The sequence below is a fragment of the Actinoplanes palleronii genome (assembly GCF_016862315.1).
Classification (GTDB): domain Bacteria; phylum Actinomycetota; class Actinomycetes; order Mycobacteriales; family Micromonosporaceae; genus Actinoplanes; species Actinoplanes palleronii.
In genome coordinates, this window is record NZ_BOMS01000125.1 from 17,587 (window position 1) to 41,661 (window position 24,075).

The 24,075-nt window shown below is 71.9% G+C and carries 24 protein-coding genes; 16 read left to right on the forward strand and 8 right to left on the reverse strand.

All coding sequences use genetic code 11. From position 1 onward, the window contains the following. Positions 1 to 36: 36 nt before the first annotated feature. Positions 37 to 1,446: a DUF4331 domain-containing protein gene (locus Apa02nite_RS37485; protein ID WP_203829275.1), complete on the reverse strand. Its 1,410-nt coding sequence runs from the start codon at positions 1,444 to 1,446 to the stop codon at positions 37 to 39. A 218-nt stretch (positions 1,447 to 1,664) separates the two neighbouring features. On the opposite strand from Apa02nite_RS37485, the gene Apa02nite_RS37490 reads away from it, so the two are divergent. From Apa02nite_RS37490 to dhaK, 5 genes are all read left to right on the forward strand, one after another. Further along, positions 1,665 to 2,951, forward strand: coding sequence for a tetratricopeptide repeat protein (locus tag Apa02nite_RS37490; protein WP_203829276.1), 1,287 nt, complete (start codon positions 1,665 to 1,667; stop codon positions 2,949 to 2,951). 66 nt (positions 2,952 to 3,017) lie between these two features. Next, a complete protein-coding gene (locus Apa02nite_RS37495) occupies positions 3,018 to 3,878 on the forward strand; it encodes a class II fructose-bisphosphate aldolase (protein WP_203829277.1) in 861 nt (286 codons plus the stop codon). Then, complete coding sequence (locus tag Apa02nite_RS37500; protein ID WP_203829278.1) at positions 3,875 to 4,633, forward strand: HAD-IA family hydrolase; 759 nt, start codon at positions 3,875 to 3,877, stop codon at positions 4,631 to 4,633. Before Apa02nite_RS37495 ends, Apa02nite_RS37500 begins: the two co-directional genes overlap by 4 nt. Further along, positions 4,630 to 5,235 (forward strand): dihydroxyacetone kinase subunit DhaL, encoded by a 606-nt coding sequence (dhaL, locus tag Apa02nite_RS37505; protein WP_203829279.1) that lies wholly within the window; start codon positions 4,630 to 4,632, stop codon positions 5,233 to 5,235. Before Apa02nite_RS37500 ends, dhaL begins: the two co-directional genes overlap by 4 nt. Next, positions 5,232 to 6,227, forward strand: coding sequence for a dihydroxyacetone kinase subunit DhaK (gene dhaK / locus Apa02nite_RS37510; RefSeq protein ID WP_203829280.1), 996 nt, complete (start codon positions 5,232 to 5,234; stop codon positions 6,225 to 6,227). The genes dhaL and dhaK overlap by 4 nt, the downstream gene beginning before the upstream one ends. 3 nt (positions 6,228 to 6,230) lie before the next feature. On the opposite strand, the gene Apa02nite_RS37515 is transcribed toward dhaK, so the two are convergent. Further along, positions 6,231 to 6,593 (reverse strand): DUF1304 domain-containing protein, encoded by a 363-nt coding sequence (locus Apa02nite_RS37515; protein WP_203829281.1) that lies wholly within the window; start codon positions 6,591 to 6,593, stop codon positions 6,231 to 6,233. Between the two features lie 452 nt (positions 6,594 to 7,045). Here Apa02nite_RS37515 and sigK point away from each other — a divergent pair, with 452 nt between their 5' ends. The 4 genes from sigK to Apa02nite_RS37535 all read left to right on the forward strand — a co-directional run bounded on the left by sigK (position 7,046) and on the right by Apa02nite_RS37535 (position 10,741). Beyond that, the gene (sigK, locus tag Apa02nite_RS37520; protein WP_203829282.1) at positions 7,046 to 7,672 is read left to right on the forward strand and encodes an ECF RNA polymerase sigma factor SigK; all 627 of its coding nucleotides are present in this window, start codon (positions 7,046 to 7,048) and stop codon (positions 7,670 to 7,672) included. Then, positions 7,669 to 8,430 carry an anti-sigma factor gene (locus Apa02nite_RS37525; RefSeq protein WP_203829283.1) on the forward strand — a complete coding sequence of 254 codons (762 nt, stop codon included), beginning with the start codon at positions 7,669 to 7,671 and terminating at the stop codon, positions 8,428 to 8,430. Before sigK ends, Apa02nite_RS37525 begins: the two co-directional genes overlap by 4 nt. A gap of 92 nt (positions 8,431 to 8,522) precedes the next feature. Further along, positions 8,523 to 9,167 carry a fasciclin domain-containing protein gene (locus Apa02nite_RS37530; RefSeq protein ID WP_203829284.1) on the forward strand — a complete coding sequence of 215 codons (645 nt, stop codon included), beginning with the start codon at positions 8,523 to 8,525 and terminating at the stop codon, positions 9,165 to 9,167. Then, complete coding sequence (locus Apa02nite_RS37535) at positions 9,167 to 10,741, forward strand: molybdopterin-dependent oxidoreductase (protein ID WP_203829285.1); 1,575 nt, start codon at positions 9,167 to 9,169, stop codon at positions 10,739 to 10,741. Before Apa02nite_RS37530 ends, Apa02nite_RS37535 begins: the two co-directional genes overlap by 1 nt. A 107-nt stretch (positions 10,742 to 10,848) precedes the next feature. Here Apa02nite_RS37535 and Apa02nite_RS37540 read toward each other — a convergent pair whose 3' ends face one another. Continuing rightward, entirely contained in the window at positions 10,849 to 12,261 is a 1,413-nt protein-coding gene (locus Apa02nite_RS37540) for a protein adenylyltransferase SelO (RefSeq protein WP_239164812.1), read from the reverse strand. A 78-nt stretch (positions 12,262 to 12,339) separates the two neighbouring features. On the opposite strand from Apa02nite_RS37540, the gene Apa02nite_RS37545 reads away from it, so the two are divergent. The 3 genes from Apa02nite_RS37545 (at position 12,340) to Apa02nite_RS37555 (ending at position 14,071) form a co-directional block, all read left to right on the forward strand. Further along, a complete protein-coding gene (locus Apa02nite_RS37545; protein ID WP_203829286.1) occupies positions 12,340 to 13,371 on the forward strand; it encodes an alpha/beta hydrolase in 1,032 nt (343 codons plus the stop codon). Between the two features lie 100 nt (positions 13,372 to 13,471). Beyond that, on the forward strand, positions 13,472 to 13,855 hold the full coding sequence (locus Apa02nite_RS37550) for a hypothetical protein (protein ID WP_203829287.1): 384 nt from the start codon (positions 13,472 to 13,474) through the stop codon (positions 13,853 to 13,855). A 33-nt stretch (positions 13,856 to 13,888) separates the two neighbouring features. After that, positions 13,889 to 14,071, forward strand: a complete 183-nt coding sequence (locus tag Apa02nite_RS37555; RefSeq protein WP_203829288.1) for a hypothetical protein — start codon at positions 13,889 to 13,891, stop codon at positions 14,069 to 14,071. A gap of 50 nt (positions 14,072 to 14,121) precedes the next feature. Here the strand turns inward: Apa02nite_RS37555 and Apa02nite_RS37560 are convergent, their stop codons facing one another. Continuing rightward, positions 14,122 to 14,625: a hemerythrin domain-containing protein gene (locus Apa02nite_RS37560; RefSeq protein WP_239164813.1), complete on the reverse strand. Its 504-nt coding sequence runs from the start codon at positions 14,623 to 14,625 to the stop codon at positions 14,122 to 14,124. 115 nt (positions 14,626 to 14,740) lie between these two features. After that, a complete protein-coding gene (locus tag Apa02nite_RS37565) occupies positions 14,741 to 15,733 on the reverse strand; it encodes an NAD(P)H-dependent flavin oxidoreductase (protein ID WP_203829289.1) in 993 nt (330 codons plus the stop codon). Positions 15,734 to 15,887: 154 nt separating this feature from the next. On the opposite strand from Apa02nite_RS37565, the gene Apa02nite_RS37570 reads away from it, so the two are divergent. Then, positions 15,888 to 16,625 (forward strand): STAS domain-containing protein, encoded by a 738-nt coding sequence (locus Apa02nite_RS37570; protein WP_203829290.1) that lies wholly within the window; start codon positions 15,888 to 15,890, stop codon positions 16,623 to 16,625. 45 nt (positions 16,626 to 16,670) lie between these two features. Here the strand turns inward: Apa02nite_RS37570 and Apa02nite_RS37575 are convergent, their stop codons facing one another. Both Apa02nite_RS37575 and Apa02nite_RS37580 read right to left on the reverse strand, forming a co-directional pair. Then, a complete protein-coding gene (locus Apa02nite_RS37575; RefSeq protein WP_203829291.1) occupies positions 16,671 to 17,030 on the reverse strand; it encodes an anti-sigma factor antagonist in 360 nt (119 codons plus the stop codon). 158 nt (positions 17,031 to 17,188) lie between these two features. Next, a complete protein-coding gene (locus Apa02nite_RS37580) occupies positions 17,189 to 18,289 on the reverse strand; it encodes a sigma-70 family RNA polymerase sigma factor (protein WP_239164814.1) in 1,101 nt (366 codons plus the stop codon). A gap of 135 nt (positions 18,290 to 18,424) precedes the next feature. Here Apa02nite_RS37580 and Apa02nite_RS37585 point away from each other — a divergent pair, with 135 nt between their 5' ends. The 3 genes from Apa02nite_RS37585 (at position 18,425) to Apa02nite_RS37595 (ending at position 22,398) form a co-directional block, all read left to right on the forward strand. Then, a complete protein-coding gene (locus Apa02nite_RS37585; RefSeq protein WP_203829293.1) occupies positions 18,425 to 20,275 on the forward strand; it encodes an NAD-binding protein in 1,851 nt (616 codons plus the stop codon). Positions 20,276 to 20,315: 40 nt separating this feature from the next. Continuing rightward, positions 20,316 to 20,633 (forward strand): DUF8820 family protein, encoded by a 318-nt coding sequence (locus tag Apa02nite_RS37590; protein WP_203829294.1) that lies wholly within the window; start codon positions 20,316 to 20,318, stop codon positions 20,631 to 20,633. A 607-nt stretch (positions 20,634 to 21,240) separates the two neighbouring features. Next, positions 21,241 to 22,398, forward strand: a complete 1,158-nt coding sequence (locus tag Apa02nite_RS37595) for a DUF6745 domain-containing protein (RefSeq protein WP_203829295.1) — start codon at positions 21,241 to 21,243, stop codon at positions 22,396 to 22,398. 753 nt (positions 22,399 to 23,151) lie between these two features. Here Apa02nite_RS37595 and Apa02nite_RS37600 read toward each other — a convergent pair. Beyond that, complete coding sequence (locus Apa02nite_RS37600; protein ID WP_307872021.1) at positions 23,152 to 24,027, reverse strand: STM4014 family protein; 876 nt, start codon at positions 24,025 to 24,027, stop codon at positions 23,152 to 23,154. Between the last annotated feature and the right edge of the window lie 48 nt (positions 24,028 to 24,075).

Genomic DNA, 24,075 nt, shown 5'->3' on the forward strand with positions numbered 1-24,075 from the left:
GACGGGGCGCCGCGGGTGCGGCGCCCCGAACTCGTCTCAGCTCTGGTTCACGGCGACGTTGTTGGGCAGCGCGACGTACGGGAACGTCCCGCGGAACATCAGCGCGTTCGCGTCCACCTTGTCGCCGAGCGTGTCGACCGCGGCCGGGTGGTTCGGCAGCAGCACACCCTCGGCCACGCGCAGGGTGGCGTCGGTGACGTCGTCGGCGAGGCGCCGCCCGTTCGGGAACCCGGCGTTGTCGCCGCCGAGCACACCGAGCGGGTTCGGCGTGGCGGCCGGCGGGATCGACATGTTCAGCCGCAGCTGTTCGCTGGGCACGAACGCGGCCGGGTCGACGTCCTTGTTGAGCCGTTGCGAGTTCAGGTCCACGGCCACTGGTCCGCAGGCCTTGCACAGCCCGGTGAGGAACACCTCGGCCAGGTCCTGGCGGGGCGTGGCCGGCGCCGGGATCTTGTAGATCGCCTCGACCAGGCGCGGCACCTCCGGGTTCGTCACGAACTGGCCGAACTTGGCGTCGTTGCGCGGCGCTGTCGCGTTGAACTCGTCCTTGCGCCCGACCGGGATGACCACCTCGTTCACCAGCGGCATGCCGAGCCGCGACACCTGCTGGAACGGTCCGGTCCGGATCCGCTCGTTCTGCGCGTTCACCACGTCGATGCGCCGCCGGGACGTGGTGGACCAGACGCCGACGACCGGGTTGCGGGCCGCGTCGCCCTTCACCGCGAGGGCCTTCTTGGGCACCTGGATGGCGATCGTGTTGGTGTTGTAGCCACGGACGGTGTCCTGGCCGACCTCGGAGAGGTCGCCGCCGTAGAGCATGTCGAAGATGTGCAGGTCGATGAAGAACGGGTCGTCGCCCTGTCCGGCGAACGTGCGCCCGCCACCCGGCAGGTTCGTGATCGCCGCGTTGGACAGCGTGCCGTAGTCCGGCATCGAGGCCGGGCCGACCCGGGACGGTGCGACCTTGCCGTTGCTGATCAGCGTGGTCCGGCCGGTCTCGGTGATCGCCTCCAGCCGGTAGGTCTGCCGGAAGTTGAGGTCCGGGTCGTCGAGCGAGGTCACCACGCCGGTGTTGTAGAGGAACGTGTTCGGGTTGCGGTAGCTGTCGTCGAAGGTCCAGCGGTACGTCAGGTCGGGCCGGGCGTCACCGTCGTTGTCGATGTTGATGTCGTACGCCGCGTCGTCGGCGAACGGGTAGAAGTTCGGCCCGCCGTTGGGCTCCTCGAACGGCACCCAGTTGGCGATCATGGTGACGGTGTCCGGCGCGTCCGGGCTGACGAACGCGTACACATCGGTGTTGTCGAGCTGGGGTTCGCCGGCGACCAGCGGCGCTTCGCGGTGGCTTGACGCGCTCGAGACCGCCGGGGCCAGCGAGGCCACGCAGGCCACGGCGGCGAGGGCGGCTGTCGCGGCGAAGGCCGGTCTGCGGCGGGGACGTTGCAGCATCTGATCTTCCTCCTCAGCGCCGGTGCGGCCCGGCATCGGCCGCGATGGCTGTCGAAAAGAGCCGGTGCGGCCCGGAGCCGGCCCGCGATGGCTGTCGGAGCACGTTCGCGTGCCGGCCCGGCGCGGATGAGCCGAGTCGCGTTCGCGACTTCGCATCATCCGGAACGCGGCCGGGTGCGAACCCATCGACGACATCCCGCCGCATCGAGGAGAGGACCATGCGCCGTCTGATGACGCTCATCGCCGTGACCGTGCTCGGCGTGACGCTGGTGGTGGTGGCCGGTGTGCTGCTCGGCCCGTCCGGCGACCGGGCTCCGGCCGGCCGCGAGGCGGCCCGCGACACCGACCCGATCGCCGCCGCCGAGCGCCGGCTGCAACGCCTGCCGAACGACTGGCGGACCTGGGCACAGCTCGGCATGGCCTACGTGCAGCGGGCCCGGACGACCGGTGACCTGGCCGACTATCCCCGCGCCGAGCAGGCCCTCGACCGGTCGCTGAGGATCCGGCCCGACGACAACGCGCTCGCGCTGACCGGCCGGGGCGCGCTGGCCGCGGCCCGGCACGACTTCCCCGCTGCGCTGCGCCACGGGCAGGCGGCGCTCAAAGTGGATCCGTACAAGGCCGCAGCGCTCGGCGTGGTCGGTGACGCGCTGACCGAACTCGGACGCTACGACGAGGCGTTCGCGACCGTCCAGCGGATGGTGGACCTGCGGCCGGACGCCGCCTCGTACGCCAGGGCGTCGTACACCTGGGAGTTGCGCGGGGACGTCGCGCGTGCGACCGACGCCATGCGCCGGGCCCTGGACGCGGCTCCGCTGCCCGCCGACGAGGCGTTCGCGCGGCTGCACCTGGGTCAGCTGGCCTTCGGCACCGGCGACCTGGACGGCGCGTCGGAGCAGTTCACCGCGGGTCTGCGGGCGCTGCCGGGACACCCGCCGCTGCGCGCAGGCCTGGCCCGGGTGCACGCGGCCCGCGGTGACACCACGGCCGCCATCACCGAGTTCCGGGCCGTGCTGACCACGGTGCTGGAACCCGCGTACGCCGCCGAACTCGGTGACCTGCTGGCCGCGACCGGGCAGCCCGAGGCCGCGGAGCAGGAGTGGACCCGGGCGCGGCAGGCCTGGGCCACCGAGGCCAAGAACGGTCACCCGCCGGAACCCGACCCGGTGCTGTTCGCCGCCGACCACCGGGACCCGGGCGCGCTCGACGCCGCCCGCCGGCTCCACACCCGGCAGCCCGGTGTCACCGGCGCCGACGCGATGGGTTGGGCGCTGCGCGCCGCGGGCCGTCCGGCGGAGGCGCTCCGCTATGCCGACCAGGCGCTCCGGCTGGGCACCCGCAGCGCGCTGCTGCACTACCACCGCGGCATGATCCTGTCCGATCTCGATCGCCCGGCGGACGCGCGCAAGGAATTGACCACGGCGCTGGGCCTCAACCCGCACTTCTCGGTCCGGCACGCCCCGCTCGCCCGCGCGACCCTGACCGCGCTCGGCGCGACACCGTGACGACCGCCCGCGGTTGCGGGAAATCCCCCATACCGCGGGCGGCACTGGCCCGGTTTGACTGGGTGCGTGCCCGTCGTATCGATGAAAGAGCTGCTCGATCGCGCCCTGGCCGGCCGGTATGCGGTCGGTGCCTTCAACATCGTCAACGACCTGACCATCGAGGCCGTGCTGGCCGCCGCCGTCGCCGAGCGCGCCCCGGTCATCCTGCAAACCTCGGTCAAAACCGTCCTTTGGTACGGGCGGGAGCCCCTGTCCGGCATCTTCCGCGCGCTGGCCGCCGACGTCCCGGTGCCGGTCGCCCTGCACCTGGATCACTGCCCGGACCGGGAGCTGATCTCGGAGTGCCTGGCCGGCGGCTGGAACTCGGTGCTCTTCGACGCGCACGAGCTGGACGTCGAGGAGAACCTGCGGCAGACCACCGAGGTGGTGGCCGAGGCGCGCAAGACCGGCGCACACGTCGAAGGCGAGATCGAGGGCATCCAGGGCGTCGAGGACGGCGTCGGCTCGGACGCCGCCCCGGCGGTGTACCCGCTGGACGTGGCGATCGAGTTCATCCGGCACACCGGTGTCGACTGTTTCGCACCGGCCATCGGCAACGCCCACGGTCAGTACCGCAGGGCGCCGGACCTGGACGCGCAACGGGTCAGTGACCTGGTCGCGGCGACCGGGGTGCCGATGGCCCTGCACGGCGGGACCGGGCTGTCCGACGCGCAGTTCACCGACCTGATCGCGCGCGGCTGCGCCAAGGTGAACATCTCCACGGCGCTGAAGGAGAGCTTCATGAAGTCGGGAGCGGAATTCCTGCAAGCGGCCGCGGTACGCGGGAAATGGGATCCACCGTCGCTCTTCGCCCATCAGCGGGCCGCCGTGACGGCGATGGCGCGGCGGCACATCCGGCTGTTCGGGAGCACGGGGCGGGCCCGGTGACCGCGCTGATCCTGGACTGCGACGGCGTGCTCGCCGACACCGAACGGCACGGACACCTGCCGGCCTTCAACGCGACCTTCGAGCACTACGGGTTGCCGGTGCGGTGGTCCGAGAGTGAATACCGCGAGAAGCTGCGGATCGGCGGCGGCAAGGAGCGGCTGGCGAGCCTGTTCGCGGACGGGGCGGTCAAGGTGGACGGTGACCGTACCCGAATGGTCGTGGCCTGGCACCGCACCAAGACGGAGATATTCACCGACCTGGTGGCCGCCGGCCGGATACCGGCCCGGCCGGGCGTCGCCCGGATCATGTCCGCGGCGCTCACCGCCGGCTGGACCGTCGCGGTCGCCTCCACTTCGGCAGAAGCGTCGGTACGCGCGGTGCTGGCCCGCGCGGCCGGCTACGACGTCGCCTCCCGGGTGCCGGTCTTCGCGGGTGACGTGGTGGCGGCCAAGAAGCCCGACCCGGCGATCTACGCGCTGACCGTCGAACGGCTCGGCCTGGACCCGGCGGACACCCTGGTGATCGAGGACTCGGCCATCGGGCTGCGGGCCGCGACCGGCGCCGGGCTGCGCTGCCTGGTGACCGTGAACGACTACACCCGGGACGAGGACTTCGGCACGGCGGCGCTGGTCGTCTCGGGGCTCGGCGACCCGGGGCTGCCACCGATCGAGGTCCTGGTGAACCGCAGTGCGGCCACGCCGGGTGACTTCCTGACCCTCGACGACGTGCGAGCGTGCCTGGGAGGGCCGGCGTGAACGGCACGGAACTGGTGGTGCGGACCATCGCGGAAACGGCCATCGCCAACGAGAAGTACTTCGGCGACCTGGACTCGGTGGTCGGCGACGGCGACTTCGGTTATTCGCTGGCGCGCGGTTTCGAGAAGCTCCTGGACGGATGGGCGGACCTCGATCGTACGAATGCCGGGTCTTTCCTGAAACGCTGCGGCATGACCATCGCGTCGCGGATCGGTGGCACGTCCGGGCCGATCTGGGGGACCGCGTTCCTGCGTGCGGGGGCGGCGGCGGGCGAACCGCTCGACCGGGCGCGCGTGGCGGCCATGCTGCGCGCGGCGATCGACGGGATCAAGGCGCGCGGGCAGTCCGACGTCGGCGACAAGACGCTGCTCGACGCGCTGGTGCCGTTCACCGACTCTCTCGAGAAGTCGGGCGATTTGGCCACGGCGGCCAGGGCCGCGCGGGAGGCGGCCGAGGCGACCAGCGCGATGGTCGCGAAACGCGGCCGGGCGGCCTACACCGGCGAACGCAGCCGGGGATCGGTGGACGCGGGGGCGATGGCGGTGGCGGTCATCGCCGAACGCATCAGTGACGTGTGGCAACCGGAGGTAACCGGATCATGAAGAAGTTCGTCAACGACCCCAAGAACTTCGTGCCCGAGATGCTGGAGGGCCTCGCGCTCGCCCACCCGGACACCCTCAGGTACGTCCCGGCCTACAACCTGATCATGCGGGCCGACGCGCCCCGGACCGACAAGGTGTCGATCGTGCAGGGCTCCGGGTCCGGCCACGAACCGGCGCACGTCATGGTGGTCGGCCGGGGACTGCTGGACGCGGCCTGCCCCGGCGACGTGTTCGCCGCCCCGCCGATGGACTACGTCTACGAGACGACCAAGCTGCTGGCCACCCCGAAAGGCGTGCTGCTGCTGGTCAACAACTACACCGGGGACCGGATGGCGTTCGACATGGGCAAGGAGATGGCCGACGCCGACGGTCTGCGCACCGAGATCCTGACCGTCAACGACGACGTGGCGGTGACCGATTCGCTCTACACCGTCGGCCGGCGCGGCGTGGCCGGCAACTTCTTCGTGATCAAGGCGGTCGGCGCGGCCGCCGAGCAGGGCGCCGAGTTGGACGACCTGATCCGGATCGGCCGCAAGGTCAACGACGTGACCCGGACCATGGGGGTCGGGCTGACCGCGTGCACCCCGCCGGCCAAGGGCTCACCGCTGTTCGAGCTGGGCGCCGACGAGATCGAGTTCGGGGTCGGCATCCACGGCGAGCCGGGCCGGGAGCGCCGCCGGCTGACCGACGCGGACGCGATCGTGGACGCGCTGCTCGACGCGGTGGTCCCGGACCTGCCCTACCAGAGCGGTGACCGGGTCGCCCTGATGATCAACGGGTTGGGTGGCACGCCGGTGAGCGAGTTGTACCTGCTCTACCGGCACGCCCACCAGCGCCTGGCCGAGCGGGGGATCCGGGTCGGGCGCAGCTACGTGAACGAGTACTGCACGTCACTCGACATGGCCGGCGCCTCGCTGACCCTGGTCCGGCTGGACGACGAGATCGAGACCCTGCTCGCTGCTCCGGCGGATGCCCCGGTGAATCCGTTCTAGGGCTTAATGTCCCAAGATCACGAAGAGCAGTGCGAGGACGGCGGGCACGGTCTGCACGTAGAGGATCCGCTTGCTCGCCGTCAGCGCGCCGACCACGCCGGCGATCGCGACGCAGACCAGGAAGAACACCTTCGCGGCGAACCCGGTGTCACCGCCGGCGATCAGACCCGCGATCAGGCCGGCCGCCAGGAACCCGTTGTAGAGCCCCTGGTTCAGCCCGAGCGTCTTGGTCTGCTCGGCGAACTCGGGGGTGAGGCCGAACGCCTTGTACCCCCGCGGCTTGGTCCACAGGAACATCTCCAGCACGAGGATGTAGACGTGGATCAGCGCGACCAGCCCGACCAGGACGTTCCCAACAACGATCATGGCGGTGAGGCTACCTAACCCGTGCTGAGCGCCCCGTCCCGGTGCACTACCCGCCCAAACTCCCCACGCAGCGGTGGGTTGCTGCCTGCCTGGGGACTTTTGGTGCGCTGCGCGCCTGAACTTCACACGTAGCGGTGGGTTGCTGGTTGTGTGGGGACTTTTGGTGCGGTGCGCGCCTGAACTTCACACGTAGCGGTGGGTTGCTGGTTGTGTGGGGAGTTTCGGTGCGGTGCGCGCGTGAACTTCACACGTAGCGGTGGGTTGCTGGTTGTGTGGGGAGTTTCGGTGCGCTGCGCGCCTGAACTTCACACGCAGCGTCTGGGGTGACCTGGTCAGTCCGGACGGCCCGTACCGCGTAGCGTGGTGAGATTGAGATGCGCCCGGACCCATCCGGTGGCGACTCGGCTCCGAATCCGCGTCGAAGGACTGTATGCGGCGAAGGGCGGACATTCATGGTGGAGCGCGGCAGGGGCCGCCGGGCGGAGCATCTCACCCCGGTGCCCGATCCGGATCAGCCTGATCCGGAGAAGGCGGGTCCCGACGAACTGCTGCGGGCGGTGGCTCGCGGTGATGAGAAAGCGTTCACCCGGCTCTACGACCTGGTCGCGCCGCGGGTATACGGCCTGGTCCGGCGAGTGCTGCGAGACCCCGGGCAGGCCGAGGAGGTCGCCCAGGAGGTGCTGGTCGAGGTGTGGCGCAACGCGGCCCGCTTCGATCCGGCGCGCGGCTCGGCGACCTCGTGGATGTTCACCATCGCGCACCGGCGGGCGGTTGACCGGGTGCGTTCCGAGCAGTCCGCTACCGATCGCACGATGAAGGCCGGCGCGGCGGCGATCGACACCCCCTACGACTCGGTGGAGGACGAGGTGTCCGGGCGGTTGGAGCGGCGCCACGTGCGGTCGTGCCTGGAGGGCCTCACCGAGCTGCAACGCCAATCGGTCAACCTGGCCTACTACCAGGGATACTCGTATCCGCAGGTCGCGGAGCTGCTCGGGTCACCACTGGCAACCATCAAGACGAGGATGCGGGACGGGCTGATCAGGCTCCGTGACTGCCTGGGCGCGGAGGTGACCGCATGATCGCCGACATACACTCACTGGCCGGCGCCTATGTTCTGGACGCTGTCGACGACATCGAGCGGGCCGCTTTTGATCGCCACCTCGCCGAGTGTGAGACGTGCCGCACCGAGGTCGACGAGTTCCGCGAGACCGCCGCCATGCTGGCCGGTGGCACCTGGTCGGTGCCGTCGCCGAGGATGCGCGAGAACGTCCTCGCCGAGATCAAGACAACCCGGCAGCTGCCCCCGCAGGCACCCGCGCCCACTGTCGTCGCGGCCGCCGCGGCGGGGGAGCGCCGCCGGATGACCCGCCGTCACCTGCTGTCGGCCGCGGCCGCCGTCGTGGTCGCGGCGACTGCCGCGGGAACGATCGCCTATCAAGTGCAAGACGATCGCGTACGCCGTGAGCAGGCCACCGCCCAGGCTGTTCGTGATCAGGAGTCCCGGGTGCGTGGCATCCTCGGCTCGCCCGACGTCGAGGTCCGCGGCGAGCAGCTGCGTGACGGCGGCCGGGTCACCGTGGCGTTCTCCAAGCAGGACAACGCGGGTGTGATCCTGCTGGACGCGGACGCCGCCCCGGCGGACGGGCACGTCTTCCAGCTGTGGACGGTCCGGTCCTCGACCCCGATTTCCGAGGGCGCTCTCGCCGTCGGTCAGTCCCAGGTGGTGAAGGTGGTCGAGGGCATCGCGTCGGCGTCCGATGTGGGCGTGACGATCGAGCCGCCGGGTGGTTCGGTCACGCCCACCGTCCCGATGGTGGCCGCCGTGAAACTTCTCTGAGGTTCCACCAATCCGGCAGATGGGTCGCTCCGAATAAAGGGTGAAGGTCCCGGAACAAGGGTGAAAAAACCCGATATTTGGAGGAACGACCAATGCGCGCCATCAAGTTCACCGCTCTGACCGCCGCCACGCTCTTCGCGATCTCCCTGAGTGCCTGTGGCAGCGACTCGGACAGCACCAAGGACGACACTGCCGCTGCGGCGCCGACGATGACCACGGCGGCGCCCAGCATGGCACCGAGCATGGCGACCGACTCGATGGTCAACTTCGGTGCGGGCTGCGCCGCGGTGCCGACCGACGCGTCGAACAAGGGCAGCTTCCAGGCGATGGCCCAGGTCCCGGTCGCGACCGCGGCGTCCGGCAACCCGCTGCTGTCCACCCTGGTCACCGCGGTCAAGCAGGCCGGCCTGGTCGACTCGCTGAACTCCGCCGACGGGATCACCGTCTTCGCGCCGACCAACGACGCGTTCGGCAAGATCCCGGCCGCGGACCTGAAGAAGGTGCTGGCCGACAAGAAGACCCTGACCAGCATCCTCACCTACCACGTGGTGCCCGGCAAGCTGACCCCGGCGGACCTGGCCGGCACCCACAAGACCCTGCAGGGTGACGACCTGACGGTCACCGGCAGCGGCGAGAACTTCATGGTCGGCGGCACGGCGTCGGTGATCTGCGGCAACGTGCAGACCGCGAACGCCAACGTCTACATCATCGACTCCGTCCTGATGCCGAAGAGCTGATGACGGGCCGACTACGCGGTGCGGTCTGCGGGATGGTCGCCGCGGGCTTCGGGATCGCGGTCGCGGAACTCATCGCGGCCGCGGCCCGGCCCGGCGCCGGACCGCTGGTCGTCGTCGGCGGTGCGGTCATCGACGCGACGCCGACACCGGTCAAAGAATTCGCCGTACGGGAGCTGGGCACCAACGACAAGCCGGTCCTGCTGTCGGTGATCTCCCTGGTCCTGCTCCTGCTCGCGGTGGTGACCGGGATGCTCGGGGCACGCCGGCGCCGGGCGATCCCGGTCGGCACCGGGGTGCTGGGAGTGGTGGGAGTCGCCGCGGCGCTGTCCCGGCCGGCGGCGGTGGTGTGGGACGGTATCCCGGCCCTGGCCGGAGCGGTGGTGGCGGGGGCGACCCTGTGGTGGCTGCTCCGCCCTCGAACCGTAGCGAAGGCGGCCGCGCCGGAAGCACCGGTCGCCGCGACAAAAGCACCGGTCGCCGAGACAGAAGTACCGGTCGCGGCACCTGTCGTACCGGAGACTGGTTTTGATCGTCGGCTGGTGTTGCGCCTCGGTATGCTCGCGGCCGGCGCCGGTGTCGCCGAGTTCGGCGCACTGGGCATCACCGGTCAACGCGACAAGGCTCTCGGCAACTCCCGCGAGGCGCTCGAGCTCCCCGCGGCGGCCGACCCGGCGCCGCCGCTGCCGGGCGGGATCGCACCCGGCTTCACGACCGCGAACAGCACGTTCTACCGGGTCGACACCGCGCTCACGGTGCCCCGGATCGATCCGGCCACCTGGTCGCTGCGGATCCACGGCATGGTCGACCGGGAGATCGAACTCTCCCTCGCCGACCTGCTGAGACGACCGCTGATCGAGCGGGACATCACGGTGAACTGCGTGTCCAACGAGGTCGGTGGCCCGTACATCGGCACCGCCCGCTGGCTCGGTGTGCCGCTCGCGGCGCTGCTGCGGGAGGCCGGCGTGCAGGCCGGCGCGGATCAGATCGTGGCCCGCTCGGTCGAGGGCATGACGATCGGCACGCCGGTGGTGACCGCCCTGGACGGCCGGGACACCATGCTCGCGGTCGGCATGAACGGCGAGCCGCTGCCGCTCGAGCACGGCTTCCCGGTCCGGATGCTGACCCCCGGACTGTACGGATACGCCGGCGCCTGCAAGTGGGTCACCGAGCTCGAGCTGACCACTTTTGATCGGTTCGACGCGTACTGGGTCGAGCGTGGCTGGGGTGCCGAGGGCACGGTGAAGACCGCGTCCCGGATCGACAAGCCGAAACCGTTCGCCCGGATGGCGGCCGGCCCGGTGACCGTCGCCGGCGTCGCCTGGGCCCAGCAGCGAGGGATCGGCAAGGTCGAGGTCAGCGTCGACGGCGGCGCCTGGTCGGAGGCGGAACTGCTGCCCACGGCCTCGATCGACACGTGGGTGCAGTGGCGCTACAGCTGGAAGGCGAGCGCGGGGCCGCACTCCCTGGCGGTGCGCGCCACCGACAAGACCGGTGCGGTGCAGCCGGAGCAGCGGGCGACCCCGTTCCCGGACGGTGCGACCGGATGGCACACCGTCACGGTCACCGTCGGATGATCGCGGTCCGGTTCTGCTCAGCCGCGGCAGAATCTGCCGGAGGAAGCTCAGCCGCCGCAGAATCTGCCGGAGGAAGCTCAGCCGCCGCAGAACCTGCCGGAGGAAACTCAGGTGCCACAGAACGTCTGGTAGGGACCGAAGTCGCCGGGCGCGGGCTCGGCGTAGCGGGCCAGGCCGGGGCGCTCCTGATACGGATCGGACACCGCCTCGACCAGTCGGTGGAAGGGCTCCAGGTCGCCGGCGGTCGCGGCGGCCAGGGCCTCCTCCACGAGGTGGTTGCGCGGGATGTAGACCGGGTTGACCCGGTCCATCGCGTCGGCGTCCGGGGCCAGCGACAGCCAGCGCTCCGCCCAGGAGTCAAAACCGGACGGGTCGAGGAAGAGGGCCCGGGCCGGCTCGGTTTCGCCCCGGGCCGCTGCTGACAACGTACGGAAAAAGCTTGTGTAATCGACCCGCGCGGCCCGCAGCAGCGTCGCGAGATCATCCAGCAGCGGCCGATCCGGATCGGTCGTGAGCCCCAGCTTCGCCCGCATGCCGGCGGTCCACGCCGTGTCGAAGTGTGGCCCGAAACGCTCCAGCGACGCCACCGCGAGGGTGACCGCCTGCTCCTGCTCGTCGTGGAACAGCGGGAGCAGCGACTCGGCGAGGCGCGCCAGGTTCCACTGGGCGATCCCGGGCTGGTTCCCGTAGGCATACCGCCCGGCGGTGTCGATGGAGCTGTAGACCGTGGCCGGGTCGACCGCCTCCATGAACGCGCACGGTCCATAGTCGATGGTCTCGCCGGAGATGGTCATGTTGTCGGTGTTCATCACGCCGTGCACGAACCCGACGAGCATCCACTGCGCGATCAGCGCCGCCTGTGCGGCCACCACGGCGTCGAAGAAGGCCACGTAGTCGCCTTCGGCGGCCGGGTAGTGCCGGCTGATCGCGTGGTCGGCGAGCCGTTTGAGCAGGTCGAGGTCGTCGGTCGCCCGGGCGAACTGGAAACTGCCGACCCGCAGGTGACTGGCCGCGACCCGGGCCAGCACCGCGCCGGGCAGCAACTCCTCGCGGCGGATGGTGCGGCCGGTGGCGGTCACCGCGAGTGAGCGGGTGGTGGGGATGCCGAGGGCGTGCAGGGCGCGGCTGATCACATATTCGCGCAGCATCGGCCCGACGGCGGCGAGACCGTCGCCACCGCGGGCGAACGGGGTGCGGCCGGAGCCTTTGAGGTGCAGGTCTCGTCCGTCGATCTCGCCCAGCAGCAGGGCGCGGCCGTCGCCGAGGCGAGGGGAGTAGCCGCCGAACTGGTGCCCGGCGTAGGCCTGCGCCACCGGCGTCGCGCCCGAGGGCGGCTCGGTGCCGGTGAGCAGGCCGACGGTGAGCTGCTCGGCGTCGAGCCCGAGCTCGGCCGCCAGCTCGAGATCGACGACCAGCAGGCGGGGCGCGGGGGCGTCCTCGGCCTGCCACGGAACCGCCATCTCCGGCAGCGCGTCCGCGAAACGATGGGTGAGGGTCAGGGCCGGAGAGGTTACGTCCACCCGTCGACGGTAGCCCGCCGCTTCGTGATCGACACGCCGTGGCTCGACCGTGCGGCGGGCGCCGGGGAAGATGGGGCCGTGACTCACAGCCAGCTCAGCGATGCTTTGCCGCGCCAGGCGCGCGCCCGGGCGACCTTCCTCGGGTATGCCATGAAGGCCCTGCGCACCCTGCCGCGCCCGGTGCAGCGGGCGGTGCTCGGTGGCGCCGCGGCGGGCGAGTTGCCGCCGGTGCCCGACTTCGTACGGATGCTGGAGATCGCCGGCAACATGCCGAACTCCGGTCCGAACCACGCCGAGCTGCTCGCCCGGTTCCCCGAGCTGGCCACGGTCGAGGTCAGCACGCCGCCGATCGAGGGCGTGCCGGCCCGGCTCTACCGCGCGCCGGGCCGCGACGCGGAGTGCGCGCTGGTCTGGGTGCACGGCGGGGCGTTCGTCTGGGGTGACCTGGCCATGCCCGAGGCGCACTGGACCGGGCTGATGCTCGCCGCGCGGGGGGTGCCGGTGCTGTCGCTGGACTACCGCAAGGCGCTGCACGGTGTGTCCTATCCGGCGCCGTCCGACGACGTGCTGGCCGGCTGGGCGTGGGCGGTGAACCATCCCGAGCAGCTCGGGGTGCCGGCCGCGAAGATGCACCTGGGCGGGGCGAGCGCGGGCGGCAGCCTGGCCGCCGGGGTGGCGAAACGGCTGCGGGACGGTCAGGGGCGGCCGCCGGCGTCGGTGCTGCTGGCGTACCCGGCGGTGCACCCGGAACTGTCCGGCTGGGACGAGGCCGGGCTGGCCGCGATCCGGGACGAGCCGAGCGCGGTGTACTTCTCGCCGGAGTGGATCCGGGAGCTGAGCGTGCACTACGCGGGTGCCGCGGGGACGGCGGACCCGTACGCGTTCCCCGGCGTCGGCGACCAGGCAGGCACCCCGCCCACCCTGATCGTCAACTGCGAGGCGGACACCCTGCGCCGCTCCGGCGAGCTCTACGCCGAGCAGCTGCGCGCGGCCGGCGTCGAGACGACCGTGCACTTGCTCCCGGGCGCGCCGCACGGCACCCTGAACGATCCGTTCACCGCCGCCGGTCTGCGCACCGTGGACCTGATGACCGACTGGCTGGCCCGCTGACCACTGGTTTTACGTTGCGGTACCGAGACCTGGGCGGGGCAGCGGCGGCGGTTGATCAACGGTTACCCTGACGCGCTCACAGGTTCTTTACCGCTACGAGGTGACCATGTCCCAGCCGCCGTCCGCCCCCGGATTTCCCGCTCCGGGTGCCTACCCGGGCCCTGGGGCCTACCAGGGGCAGCCGGGCCAGCCGGCGCCTCTCGCGCAGGAGATCCCGGCGCCGTACTCCGGTCAGCCGGGCCCGTCCGGGTACACCTCGCCGGGCCAGTACCAGGCGCCGCAGTCCACGTTCGCTCCGCAAGGGGTGCTGGCCTGCCGGTTCTGCGGCTCGATCCCGGCCGCCCAGGCCAAGTTCCGCGGCCACCAGGGAATGCTGATCGTGATGCGGTTCCTCAGCAACGAGGGCCCGTTCTGCCGGGACTGCGGCCTCGGCGTGTTCCGCCACATGACCTCGCGCACCCTGGTGCAGGGCTGGTACGGCTAAGCCTCGTTCATCATCACCCCGTTCACGGTGCTGATGAACCTGTTCCGCCGTGGCAAGGTCGCCAACCTGCCGGCCCCGCAGCCGAACCCGTACGCGCCCAGCCGCCCGCCGATGGACCCCGGCCCGGGCCTGATGGAACGCCCGCTGACCTGGCTCGGCCTGCTGATCCCGATCGCCGTCATCGGCCTGATCGTCTTCGCGGCCACCCACAACTGACCTCGCCGGGGCTGCCGGTCGCCCGGTCGGCAGCCCCCGTTCCGCACCGGTCAGCTGTGCTCTTCGATGTACTTCTCCGGGTCCTTGTTGTGGAAGTCCAGACCCTTGCCCTGCGGGTGGTCGGCGAAGAACTTCAGCCACTTCGCGCCCAGCTCGGCCCGCAGTTCCGGAGTCGCGTGCTTGCGGAAGTCCGGCAGCACCTCGTCCTCCTCCTCGGCCAGGTGCTCACTGTTCTCGGTGCGCGCCTGCCACACCCCGGCCCACCACGGGTCCGAGCCGACCGGGTGCTTGCCCGCCTCGGCGATCCCGTCGCGGATCTTGTTGTGGTCCTTGATCGCGTCGTCGGTCTCCTCTTCCGCCTCGTCACCACCGCTGTCGGTGAGCAGGTGCGGGTAGAGGATCTCCTCCTCGGCGTCCGCGTGAATGTCGAGATGCAGTGCCAGCGGCTCCCAGACAGCCTTCAGCTGCTCCGCACCCTTGGCATCGTCAAGCCGAGCGAACCCCACCCGAAACGTGTGGTGATCCTCCATGATCAGTGCCGTGATGTCGTCCATCCCAGCAGGGTACGACCGATCGCCCGGCCCCGCCCGGCAGGACAGCGTGGTTCCCCCGGCCCACTGCCGGCCCAGCCGGGCCGCGCACATCACCAGGTAACGCTGCCCCGGACGGCTACATCACCGGCCGGTAGCGGCCCAGCACGTCCACCGCCTGCGCGGTGATGTCGGCGATCACCGAGGACGCGCCCTTCACCCCGTCGACCAGACCGACCCCCTGCCCGGCCAGCAGCGGCATCTCCTCGAGATCGCCGCTGGTCGCGCGGGTCGGCACCAGGTTCGAGAACCGCGGGATCTCGATCTCCGGCCCGCCCAGGCTGGTCCGCCCGATCACCGGCCGGGCCGCGTCGGCCGCCGGGGGCTGCTCGGTCACCCGGTTCCGCAGGATCCGCATCGGGTTGAACTCCGGGGTCTCCGGGCCGAACAGCGACGTCCGTACCGTCTCGGTCGCCTCCGCCGCCACCAGCCGCTCCTTGTACCCCTCGTGCGCGCCGGACTCGTCGGTGGCGACCAGCCGGGTCCCGATCCACGCGCCGTCCGCCCCGAGCATCAGCGCCGCCGCCAGCCCGCGCCCGTCGGCGATCCCGCCGGCCGCGAGCACCAGGGCCGGCGCGACCGCGTCCACCACCAGCGGCACCAGCACGAACGTCGGCAACGTCGCATAGTTGTGCCCGCCGGCCTCCAGGCCCTGCGCGACCACCACGTCCACGCCGGCGTCCACCGCCCGCTTCGCCGCGTCGACCGTTCCGACCTGCTCGAACACCCGCACCCCGGCCATCTGCAGCCGGTCGATCCAGGCCCGTGGCGGGTGTCCCCAGTGGAACGACGCGACCGGCACACCCGCCGCGCACACCGCGTCGATCTGGTCGTCCTGAGTGAACCCGGTGATGAAGTTGACGTTGAACGGCCGATCGGTGCCCGCCTTGATCCCGGCGATGACCTGGGTGAGCGCCGGCGCGGGCAGCATGCCGACGCCCAGCGCGCCGAGCGCTCCGGCGTTGCTGACCGCGACCGGCAACTCCGGCGTCATGGCGACGAACGCCATGCCGGCCTGCGCGATCGGTGTGGTCAGTCCGAATTCCGCGGTGAACCTGGTTCGCAGCTCCATCCGACCGACGATGGCACGACCGGCCGCGTGATCCTGTCAGCCGAAGGACAGAGCCGGGTGTAGAAACTCATCCAGTGGGCATACTGCCGGATGGCAGGAAGACAGGTGGCAAATCGTATGCGGGATTTGCCGGTACCTCGGCGAGAATGGCGATATGGCGGGGATCAGCTGCACGGTCAGCCAGGTGGGCACCCGGACCGTGGTCCGGCTCGCCGGTGACCTGTGCGCGCAGACCGCGCCGCAGATCCGTGCCACGCTGCTGAAATGCCTTGTCGAGCAGCCCGACGCGGTGATCGCCGAGCTGTCCGGCCTGGAGGTGCGCGAGCCGGTGGCGCTTGCCGTCTTCGGCTCGGTGGCCCGCCAGGCAGCCATGTGGCCGGGCACTCCGCTGCTGCTCAGCGACCCGGGCGACGAGATCGCCGAGCACTTCGCCACCGGTCGCTACGGCCGGCTGCCGGTGCTCGCCAGCACCACCGAGGCGCTGCGGGTCGAGCACCGCGATCAGATGCCGTGGCTGGCCGACAGCCTGCTGCCGGTCTCCGGCGCGGCCGCGCACGCCCGCTGGCTGGCCGGGGAGGCGTGCGCCCGGTGGGATCTGCCGCATCTGAGCGACCCGGCCCGGATCGTGGCGGGGGAGCTGGTCACGAACGCGGCGGTGCACGCCGGCACGATGATCGACCTGCGGTTCTCGCTCGGGCGCCGCTGTCTGCTCATCGCGGTGCGGGACGGGTCGAGCGCTGCACCCCGTACCGAAGAGGGGTTTTCCCTGACAACGACCGCGCCGCGCGGGCTTCTCCTGGTGGAGCAATTCGCCAGGCGTTGGGGCACGGTCCCGGCCGAGGGCGGCAAGGTCGTCTGGGCCACCCTCGCACGTGCGGATCCAGCCCGCTGACGACCGATTTTTATCGGTACGAACAATCGGGCGTCCGTCCGTAGGCTACGAGCCGAGTCGCGCCCGTGAGGCCGGTGCGCGGCGGACCGCGGTCTGGAAGAGGCTGAGCAGCCCGGTGGTCGCGAGCACCCCGTGCACCACGCCCCGCGGATTGACCACCTGGTACGCCCGGCCGTGCTGCAGCGCCGCGGCCCGGCCCTCCAGCAGCGCCCGGATGCCCGCCGCGGCCAGGAACCGCACCTTCTCCAAGTCGATGACCAGCATCGTCACGCCGGGCTGCGCGGCAGCGTTGGCGACTATCTCGGCCAGCGCGTCGCTGACCTCGTCGTCGATCTCACCGCGGACCGCGAGGCGGATGACCCCCGCGCCGTCGTCGTGCTTGCTCACCGCGAACGAGCCCGTCATCTTTCCCCCGCCCGGAATGCTGTGCCAGGGTCCCCGCAGGCGACGGCCCGGTGTGGACCGACGGCGTGGACTTGTCACCCTAACCGTGGCGGGCCCGATCCGCACAGGGTCGGCGTTCCGGTCGGCTGTCCGAGGGAATCCGGACACCGGACGGCCCGCTACGCCTCGGTCAGCAGCTCGCGCAGGCCGGCGATGACGAGGACCCGGGCGACGGCCGGCTGCACTCCGGTGAGGACCATCGGCACGCCCCGGCCACGGGCCACCGCACGCACCGCGACCAGCATCCCGATCCCGGCCGCGCTCAGCAGCGGCACCCGGGACAGGTCCACTGTCAGCCGCCGCCCCCGGACGCAGCCGACGGTCGCGGCGACCAGCGCCCGGCGCACCTGGTCGGCGTTGTCCCGGTCGATCTCGCCGTGCACCGCCGCCCGGACGCCACCGGACCGGGCCTTGACCAGCACCCGGTGCTCCGGCCCGCCGGCGCCGGTCCACGGTGGCGGGGTGTCCGACAGCATCGCCTCGCGCAGCCAGGTCAGGGTGCGCCCGAGCAGCCGGGACACGTGCATCTGCGAGATGCCCAGCTCGTCGGCGATCTCCGCCTGGCTCAGGTTGCCCCAGAACCGCAGGGCCAGCAGCCGCCGTTCGCGGCCCGGCAGCTCGCACAGCAGCCCCGCCACGGTGGTCCGATCGTCGACCAGGGACAGCTTGCCGTCCAGGTCACCGAAGAGGTCACCCACCTCGGCGCCGTCGGCGTCACCGAGCGGCGCGTTGAGCGACTCGGTGCTGTGCGCGGCCGCCGAGGTCTGCGCGCCGACCACCTCGGCCTCCTCGAGACCCAGGTGACCGGCCAGCTCGGCGACGGTCGGGGTGCGGGCCAGTTCGGCGGTCAGCACGGTACGGGCGTGGATGAACTCGAGCACCCGGTCCTGCTGGCCGCGGGGCACGTGGACCCCCCAGGTGTGGTCCCGGAAGTGCCGCTTGATCTCCCCGGTGATCGTCGTGATCGCGTACGCCGTGAACGAGCCGCGCCCCGGATCGAACCGGTCCACGGTCTTCACCAGCGCCAGCCGGGCCACCTGCTCCAGATCGTCGGCCGGCTCGCCGCGACCGCGGTACCGGCGGGCCAGCCGCCCGGCGAAGGGCAGGGCCGCCCGGACGAACCGGTCGCGCAGCCGCCGCCGGGCCGGTGGATCCGCCACGAGCACGGCGCGGGCATAACGGTCCGCGAGGACGTCCAGGTCCTCGTACACGTCCGGCACCACATCACCCCCGTTGCAGGGCTGTGCCCCCTTACCGGCGGGGCAAACCTACGGAATTCCGGCAATTCTGGCACAGGTTCGACGTTCACCGCGATTCCGGCATGCGACCGATAGCGCCTGGATAGCGTGATCGGCATGGCCGGCGAAGCGGAGACGGACACCGGCGCCGCGGACTGGTCCGGGCACATCATCGTCTGCGGTCTCGACGACGTCGGCCTGCGGACCGTCGAGCAGCTCTACCACGCCGGCGTCCGCGTCGTCGTGGTCGAGGACGACGCGGACCCGCGGCTGGTCCGGGTGGTCCGCGGCTGGGGCGTGCCGGTCGTGGTCGGCAGCCCGCGCCTGCAGGAGACCCTCGACGAGGCCGGCCTGCCCGGCGCGGTCGCGGTGATCTGCGTGCTCGCCGACGACCTGCACACCCTGGAGGCCGCGCTGCTGATGCGCGAGCGGCGCCCGGACGTGCGGGTGGTGGTCCAGCTGCGCAATCCGGCGGTCGGCCGGGCTATGTCGGCGATGCAGATCAGCGTCCTCGACGTGGCCGGGCTGTCCGCGCCGTCGGTCGTCGAGGCCTGCCTGCGGACCGGCACCCACGAACTCGACCTGGACGGCCACCCGTTCGTCGCGGCCCAGGTCACCGCGGACTTCACCGGCACGCTGCGCTCCCGCTACGGCTCGCTCGCCCCGCTCGCGGTCACCCCGGCGACCGGCGCCGACGTGGTGATCTGTCCCGGCCGCGACCACCCGGTGCGGCCCGGTGACCTGGTCACCCTGCTGGCCTCCCCGGACGAACTCACCGCGGCCGGCGTGATCGACGGCGGCGAGGACCCGGCTGACGCCGGACCCGGTCGGTGGGCACGAGGGCTGAATCTGATCGGGTCCGTCTGGCGCGCGCTGGACCGGCGATTCCTGTACGCCCTGATCGCACTGATCCTGCTGCTGAACACGTCGATCCTGATCCTGCAGCTCGGCTACCGGGAGCCGGACGGCACGCGGATGTCCCTGCTCGACGCGGTGTACTTCTCGGTCGAGTCGATCGCCACGGTCGGCTACGGCGACTTCAACTTCCGCGACCAGGAGCCCTGGCTGCGCTGCTTCGCGATCGCCCTGATGGTGCTCGGGGCGTGTTTCGCCGCCACGTTCATCGCCCTGCTCACCAACGTCCTGGTCTCCATCAAGATCCAAGAGGCGCTGGGCGACCGCCTGCTCGACCGGCTCACCGACCACGTCGTGGTGATCGGCATCGGCTCGGTCGGCGTCCGCGTGGTGGAACGCCTGCGCGCGACCGGCACCGAGGTCGTGGTGATCGAGTCCGACGAGCACAACCGCTACGTCGACCAGGTGCGCGACAGCGGCGTACCGGTGATCATCGCGGACGCCACGCTGACCCGGACCCTCGACCGGGTCCAGCTCGGCTCGGCCCGCGCGGTCGCCGTGCTCACCAACGACGACCTGGTCAACCTGGAGACCGGCCTGGCCGTGCGGGACCGGCTCGGCGAGCGGTGGGGCGAGGTCCCGGTGGTGCTGCGACTCTTCGACCGTACGCTCGCGGCCACCGTCGAACGCACCTTCGGCCTGGGGCTGGCCCGGTCCACGGCGGCGCTGGCCGCGCCATGGTTCGTCGGGGCGGCGCTCGGGCTGGACGTGCTCGCCACGTTCTACGTCGGCGCGCAGCTGATGCTGGTCGGGCGGCTGACGGTGGCGCCGGGTGGCGGGCTGGACGGGCTGGCCATGCAGGATTTGTCGGCGCGTACCCGGGTGGTGGCGATCCGCCGGGTCGCCGATCGCGGAGTGCTGGAGCATCCACCACGGAGGGACACCCGGTTCGCGGCCGGGGACGAGGCCTATCTGATCGGGCCCTACGAGGAGTTGCTGCAGGTGCTGCGGAGGGACGCGTTGTCGACCAGCGGCCTGGCGCCGGGCGGCAGCGGTCCGGTGCCGGGCGGCTCCGCTGCGGTCGGCTCCGAAAATGTCGTACCCCGGCGATAGCTTCTCTCCTGTCCGAGACGAGCTCTTTCTGGAGGTCCCGATGTACCGGCAGGGCGATGTGCTGATCATCCCGGTGGACCAGGCCGAGGTGCCCGCGTGCGCGCCGGTGCCCCACGACCGCCGCGGCCGGATGGTGCTGGCGCGCGGCGAGGCGACCGGGCACGCCCACGTGGTCGGCGGTCCCGGCCTGCGCCTGGTCGCCGATCTGGACGACCCGGAGCGGATGTTCGTCGAGGTGCCGACGCACGGCCGGGTCTCGCACGAGGAGCACGGTCCGATCGCGCTCCCCGCCGGGCACTACCGGGTCGTCCGCCAGCGGGAGTACATTCCTGGCGCGTTCCGTCCGGTCGCCGACTGATGGCCACGCTCACCGACCGCCTTCTCCGCAGCCGCGGGATCGTGGAGGCCGACGGGTTCGGGCTTCCGCCAGGCCGTCGGGTGCCGGCCCACGACGGATTCGGGTTTCCCCCTGGCCGCCGGGTGGCAGGGCCGTTCGCCGGCCGGGTGGGGGTGGCGCTTCCGGCCGGGTTCCGGCCGATGGACCACGAGGGTTACGAGTTCTCCGGCCGGCCGCCGGGTGCCCGGGCCAACGCGTTGCCAGTTCCCTGCGGCTGAATCCGGCAGCAATGACACGGACCCGCGCCGCCGCGTCGGGCTCCTGCGCCCCGGTCGCCCTTGCGCGTCGGGCTCCTGTGCTCGGGTCGTCTTCGCCCTTGTGCGTCGGGCTCCTGCGCTTGGGTCGTCTTCGCCCTCGCGCGTCGGGCTCCTGTGCTCGGGTCGTCTTCGCCCTCGCGCGTCGGGCTCCTGCGCTCCGGGCGACATCCGCTCGGCCTCGACGGCGAGTGGGCTGTCGCTGGCCCGCTCCGCCAGGGTTCCGTTCGTTGGCGGCGTCTGGTCGCTGATCCGCTCTGCAAGGTTTCGTTTCCGCTCCGCGGCTGAGGCCGGGGTTCCCTGAAAGGTTCGCGATGAAGCTGACTCACGAGCAGGAGGCGATGGCCGCGGCCGTCGAGGACCAGTGGCTGGCCGCGGCCGTGGAGACCGCTCCGGCCGTGCGGGCCGAGGCGGAGGCCGGGGTCCGCGAGGCATACCGGCTGGCCGGCGCGACCCCGCCCGAGCGGATCTACTGGTTCGGGTCGCCGCGCGCGGGCGCGGCGGCTGTGGCGCTGCTCGCCGGCGCGCCCGGGCCCGGCCCGGACGACCCGGCCTGGTTCGCCGAGGCGCACGCCGAGCTGCGCCGCCAGGGCTGGACACCGGGCGAGACCGCCGGCCGGTCGCTGCGCCGCCGGGTGCGGACCGAGCCGTGGGCGGCCGCGCGCCAGGCGGCGGTCGAGGCACTGGGCGCTGACGGCTGGGCCCAGCTCAGCGCCGCCGCCGGCCGCCGTTCGTGGGCGCTGGTGATGGACCTGATCGCCGGTCGGCTGCGGCTGCGGCTCGGCGAGGACATCGCCACCGAGTTCCCGGGCGAGACCGGCCGGGCGGTCCGCCGCCCGGTGCTCGACGCCATCTACGGTCAGCACGACGGCACCTGGCTGAGCACGTTCGAGGCCGCCGACCGGCTGCTCCCGGAGGCCGGCCTGACCCGCGGCCTGACCGGTCTGGCCCAGGTGGCCCGGCACACCGGCTGGTGGTGGGCGAACGAGCTGGCCGCCGTGCTGACCGAGCGGCCGGGTCTGCTGGCCCGCGACAACGTCGGCCGGCTGCACCGCGGCGAGGGTGCCGCCATGGAGTTCCCCGACGGCTGGGGCCTGTGGGCCTGGCGCGGCATGCCGATCCCGGCCACCCTGGCCGCCGAGTTGCCGTCGCTCACCGTCGACCGCATCCAGCGTGAGGACAACGCCGAGATCCGCCGGGTGATGCTGGAGCACTACGGCTACGAGCGCTACCTCCGCGACGCCGGCGCTCGCCAGCTGAACGCCGACGAGACCGGCACCCTGTGGTTTCTCGACCTCCCCGGCGACGAGCCCCTGGTCATGGTCGAGGTCATCAACGCCACCCCGGAGCCCGACGGCACCAGCCGCGTCTACTGGCTCCGCGTCCCGCCGCAGACGAGGACCGCCCGGGAGGGCGTCGCCTGGACCTTCGCCCTGACCGCCGAGGAATACCACCCCATGGTCCAGACCTGACCCACAGCCGCGCCCGGCGGCCAGGAGCTGTCCCTTCCAGCCAGCCGCCGAGTGGGCGGAACAGCTCCCGGCCGCCGGGCGCGCCCGCCCACCGCCCTTGGGTGGGCGGTGGGTGTCCGCGGTGCGGGTTTGTGTGTGCCTGCCGCCCTTGGGTGGGCGGTGGGTGTCCGCGGTCTGGGTTTGCGTGCACCTACCGCCCCGCGGGTGGGCGGTAGGTGTCCGCGGTGCGGGTTTGCGTGCGCCTACCGCCCTTGGGTGGGCGGTGGGCGCACGCGGTCTGGGTTTGCGTGCGTCTGCCGCCCCGTTCGCGTGGCCGGTAGGCGCAGACGCAACCCGATCGGGTGCTGCCGCCGGTCGCGTGCGGGTGATCGTGTTCCGCACCGCAGGGTCGGCGATGATCGCGTGCTCTGTCCGCCCCGGCGGTCGCGTGGCCGCCCCGGCGGTTGCGATGGCTTGCTCTGGCCGCCCTGGTGGTTGCGATGGCGTGCTCTGGCCGCCTCGGCGGTCGCGATGGCCGTCCCAACGGCCCGCCGGGTCGCCTCGCCCGGGGCCGGTCGTGGTTCCCTGGCGCCCCGCAGGCACCGATGGGGTGCTCCCGCCGGCCGAAGGTTGAACGCTGAGCGGCATGGGGGGCGGTCCGGCCGGGGACGCGGTTGGGTACATCAGGATGGTGATGCCCGCCGTTGGATCTTTGCTGGTGGAGAGCCTGTCTCGATCATCCGGCAGGGTGGCCCGGGTTCGCCGAGATGAGGCCTAGCGGAGACGGGGGAGGACTGCGGCTACCTGGGCGCCGTAGGTGTCCAGGCCGTCCTCCGTGAGGACGTTCGGGAGGAGGTCGCCGAACGCGTTCACCTCGGCGATCGCGTGGTCCTGCCAGCCGGCTCGGAACATCAGGTCGACTCCGGCGTGCAGGGTGTCCGGGAAGCAGGCGGCGGCGCGGACGCATGAGCGCATCGCGGCCGACCAGGCCTGCTCGCCCGCCGCGGCGCGGATCGCTGTGACGTCGCCGCGGGCGTTGCCGAGGTGCAGGTTCGTCATCGGGGATCGGCTGGTCCGGACGACGACGTGCCGGGCCTGTCCGGCGATCACGACCACCCGCAGGTCGAGGACCCGGTTGCCGAGGGAGGCCTTCGGATACCAGCGTTCGACGTGCAGGCCGTCCGGGGCGAGCCGGTCCACGATCGTGGCGATCGAGGCCTCGTCGTCGTAGCGGCGCACCCGCAGGTTGTTGAAGAGGCGGCCCTGGCTCAGTTCTACCGAGGTGACCGCCATGATCCGCGGCCCGCCGACGGCCAGGGCCAGGACCCCGGAGGCCGAGGAGCCGTAGGCCGGTTTCACGAAGACCCGGTTCCACCCGGCCGACGTCATCGCCGCGCGCAGCGACGCGTAACCGTCGACCGGTCCGAGCGCCGGTGGCACCGGAACGCCGGCCGCGGTCAGCGCGGCGTGACACTCGGGCTTCGCCGTCATGGTCAGGATGTCAGCCGGCTGGTTCAGCAGCGTCCCACCGCCGGCCGCGACGATCCCGAGAGCCTCTCGGAGACCCGCGAACGCGGCCGCGCCACCCAGGATCTCCCCATGCTCAGCCTCCCGAACGCCCCGCCCGTCGCCACCGGCAAGCAGATCCAGTTCATCGGCCCGAGGCCCGCGATCGGCCCGAGGCCCGCGATCGGCCCG

Excerpts from the sequence above, each read along its gene's own strand:
- Apa02nite_RS37575 (WP_203829291.1), bottom strand. The coding sequence starts at position 17,030 with ATGACGGGCTCGTTCGCGGTGAGCAAGCACGACGACGGCGCGGGGGTC.
- Apa02nite_RS37490 (WP_203829276.1), top strand. The coding sequence starts at position 1,665 with ATGCGCCGTCTGATGACGCTCATCGCCGTGACCGTGCTCGGCGTGACG.
- Apa02nite_RS37585 (WP_203829293.1), top strand. The coding sequence starts at position 18,425 with ATGGCCGGCGAAGCGGAGACGGACACCGGCGCCGCGGACTGGTCCGGG.
- Apa02nite_RS37590 (WP_203829294.1), top strand. The coding sequence starts at position 20,316 with ATGTACCGGCAGGGCGATGTGCTGATCATCCCGGTGGACCAGGCCGAG.
- Apa02nite_RS37565 (WP_203829289.1), bottom strand. The coding sequence starts at position 15,733 with ATGGAGCTGCGAACCAGGTTCACCGCGGAATTCGGACTGACCACACCG.
- dhaK (WP_203829280.1), top strand. The coding sequence starts at position 5,232 with ATGAAGAAGTTCGTCAACGACCCCAAGAACTTCGTGCCCGAGATGCTG.
- Apa02nite_RS37525 (WP_203829283.1), top strand. The coding sequence starts at position 7,669 with ATGATCGCCGACATACACTCACTGGCCGGCGCCTATGTTCTGGACGCT.
- Apa02nite_RS37485 (WP_203829275.1), bottom strand. The coding sequence starts at position 1,446 with ATGCTGCAACGTCCCCGCCGCAGACCGGCCTTCGCCGCGACAGCCGCC.
- Apa02nite_RS37595 (WP_203829295.1), top strand. The coding sequence starts at position 21,241 with ATGAAGCTGACTCACGAGCAGGAGGCGATGGCCGCGGCCGTCGAGGAC.
- Apa02nite_RS37570 (WP_203829290.1), top strand. The coding sequence starts at position 15,888 with ATGGCGGGGATCAGCTGCACGGTCAGCCAGGTGGGCACCCGGACCGTG.
- Apa02nite_RS37530 (WP_203829284.1), top strand. The coding sequence starts at position 8,523 with ATGCGCGCCATCAAGTTCACCGCTCTGACCGCCGCCACGCTCTTCGCG.
- Apa02nite_RS37555 (WP_203829288.1), top strand. The coding sequence starts at position 13,889 with ATGAACCTGTTCCGCCGTGGCAAGGTCGCCAACCTGCCGGCCCCGCAG.
- Apa02nite_RS37515 (WP_203829281.1), bottom strand. The coding sequence starts at position 6,593 with ATGATCGTTGTTGGGAACGTCCTGGTCGGGCTGGTCGCGCTGATCCAC.
- Apa02nite_RS37560 (WP_239164813.1), bottom strand. The coding sequence starts at position 14,625 with ATGGACGACATCACGGCACTGATCATGGAGGATCACCACACGTTTCGG.
- Apa02nite_RS37535 (WP_203829285.1), top strand. The coding sequence starts at position 9,167 with ATGACGGGCCGACTACGCGGTGCGGTCTGCGGGATGGTCGCCGCGGGC.
- sigK (WP_203829282.1), top strand. The coding sequence starts at position 7,046 with ATGGTGGAGCGCGGCAGGGGCCGCCGGGCGGAGCATCTCACCCCGGTG.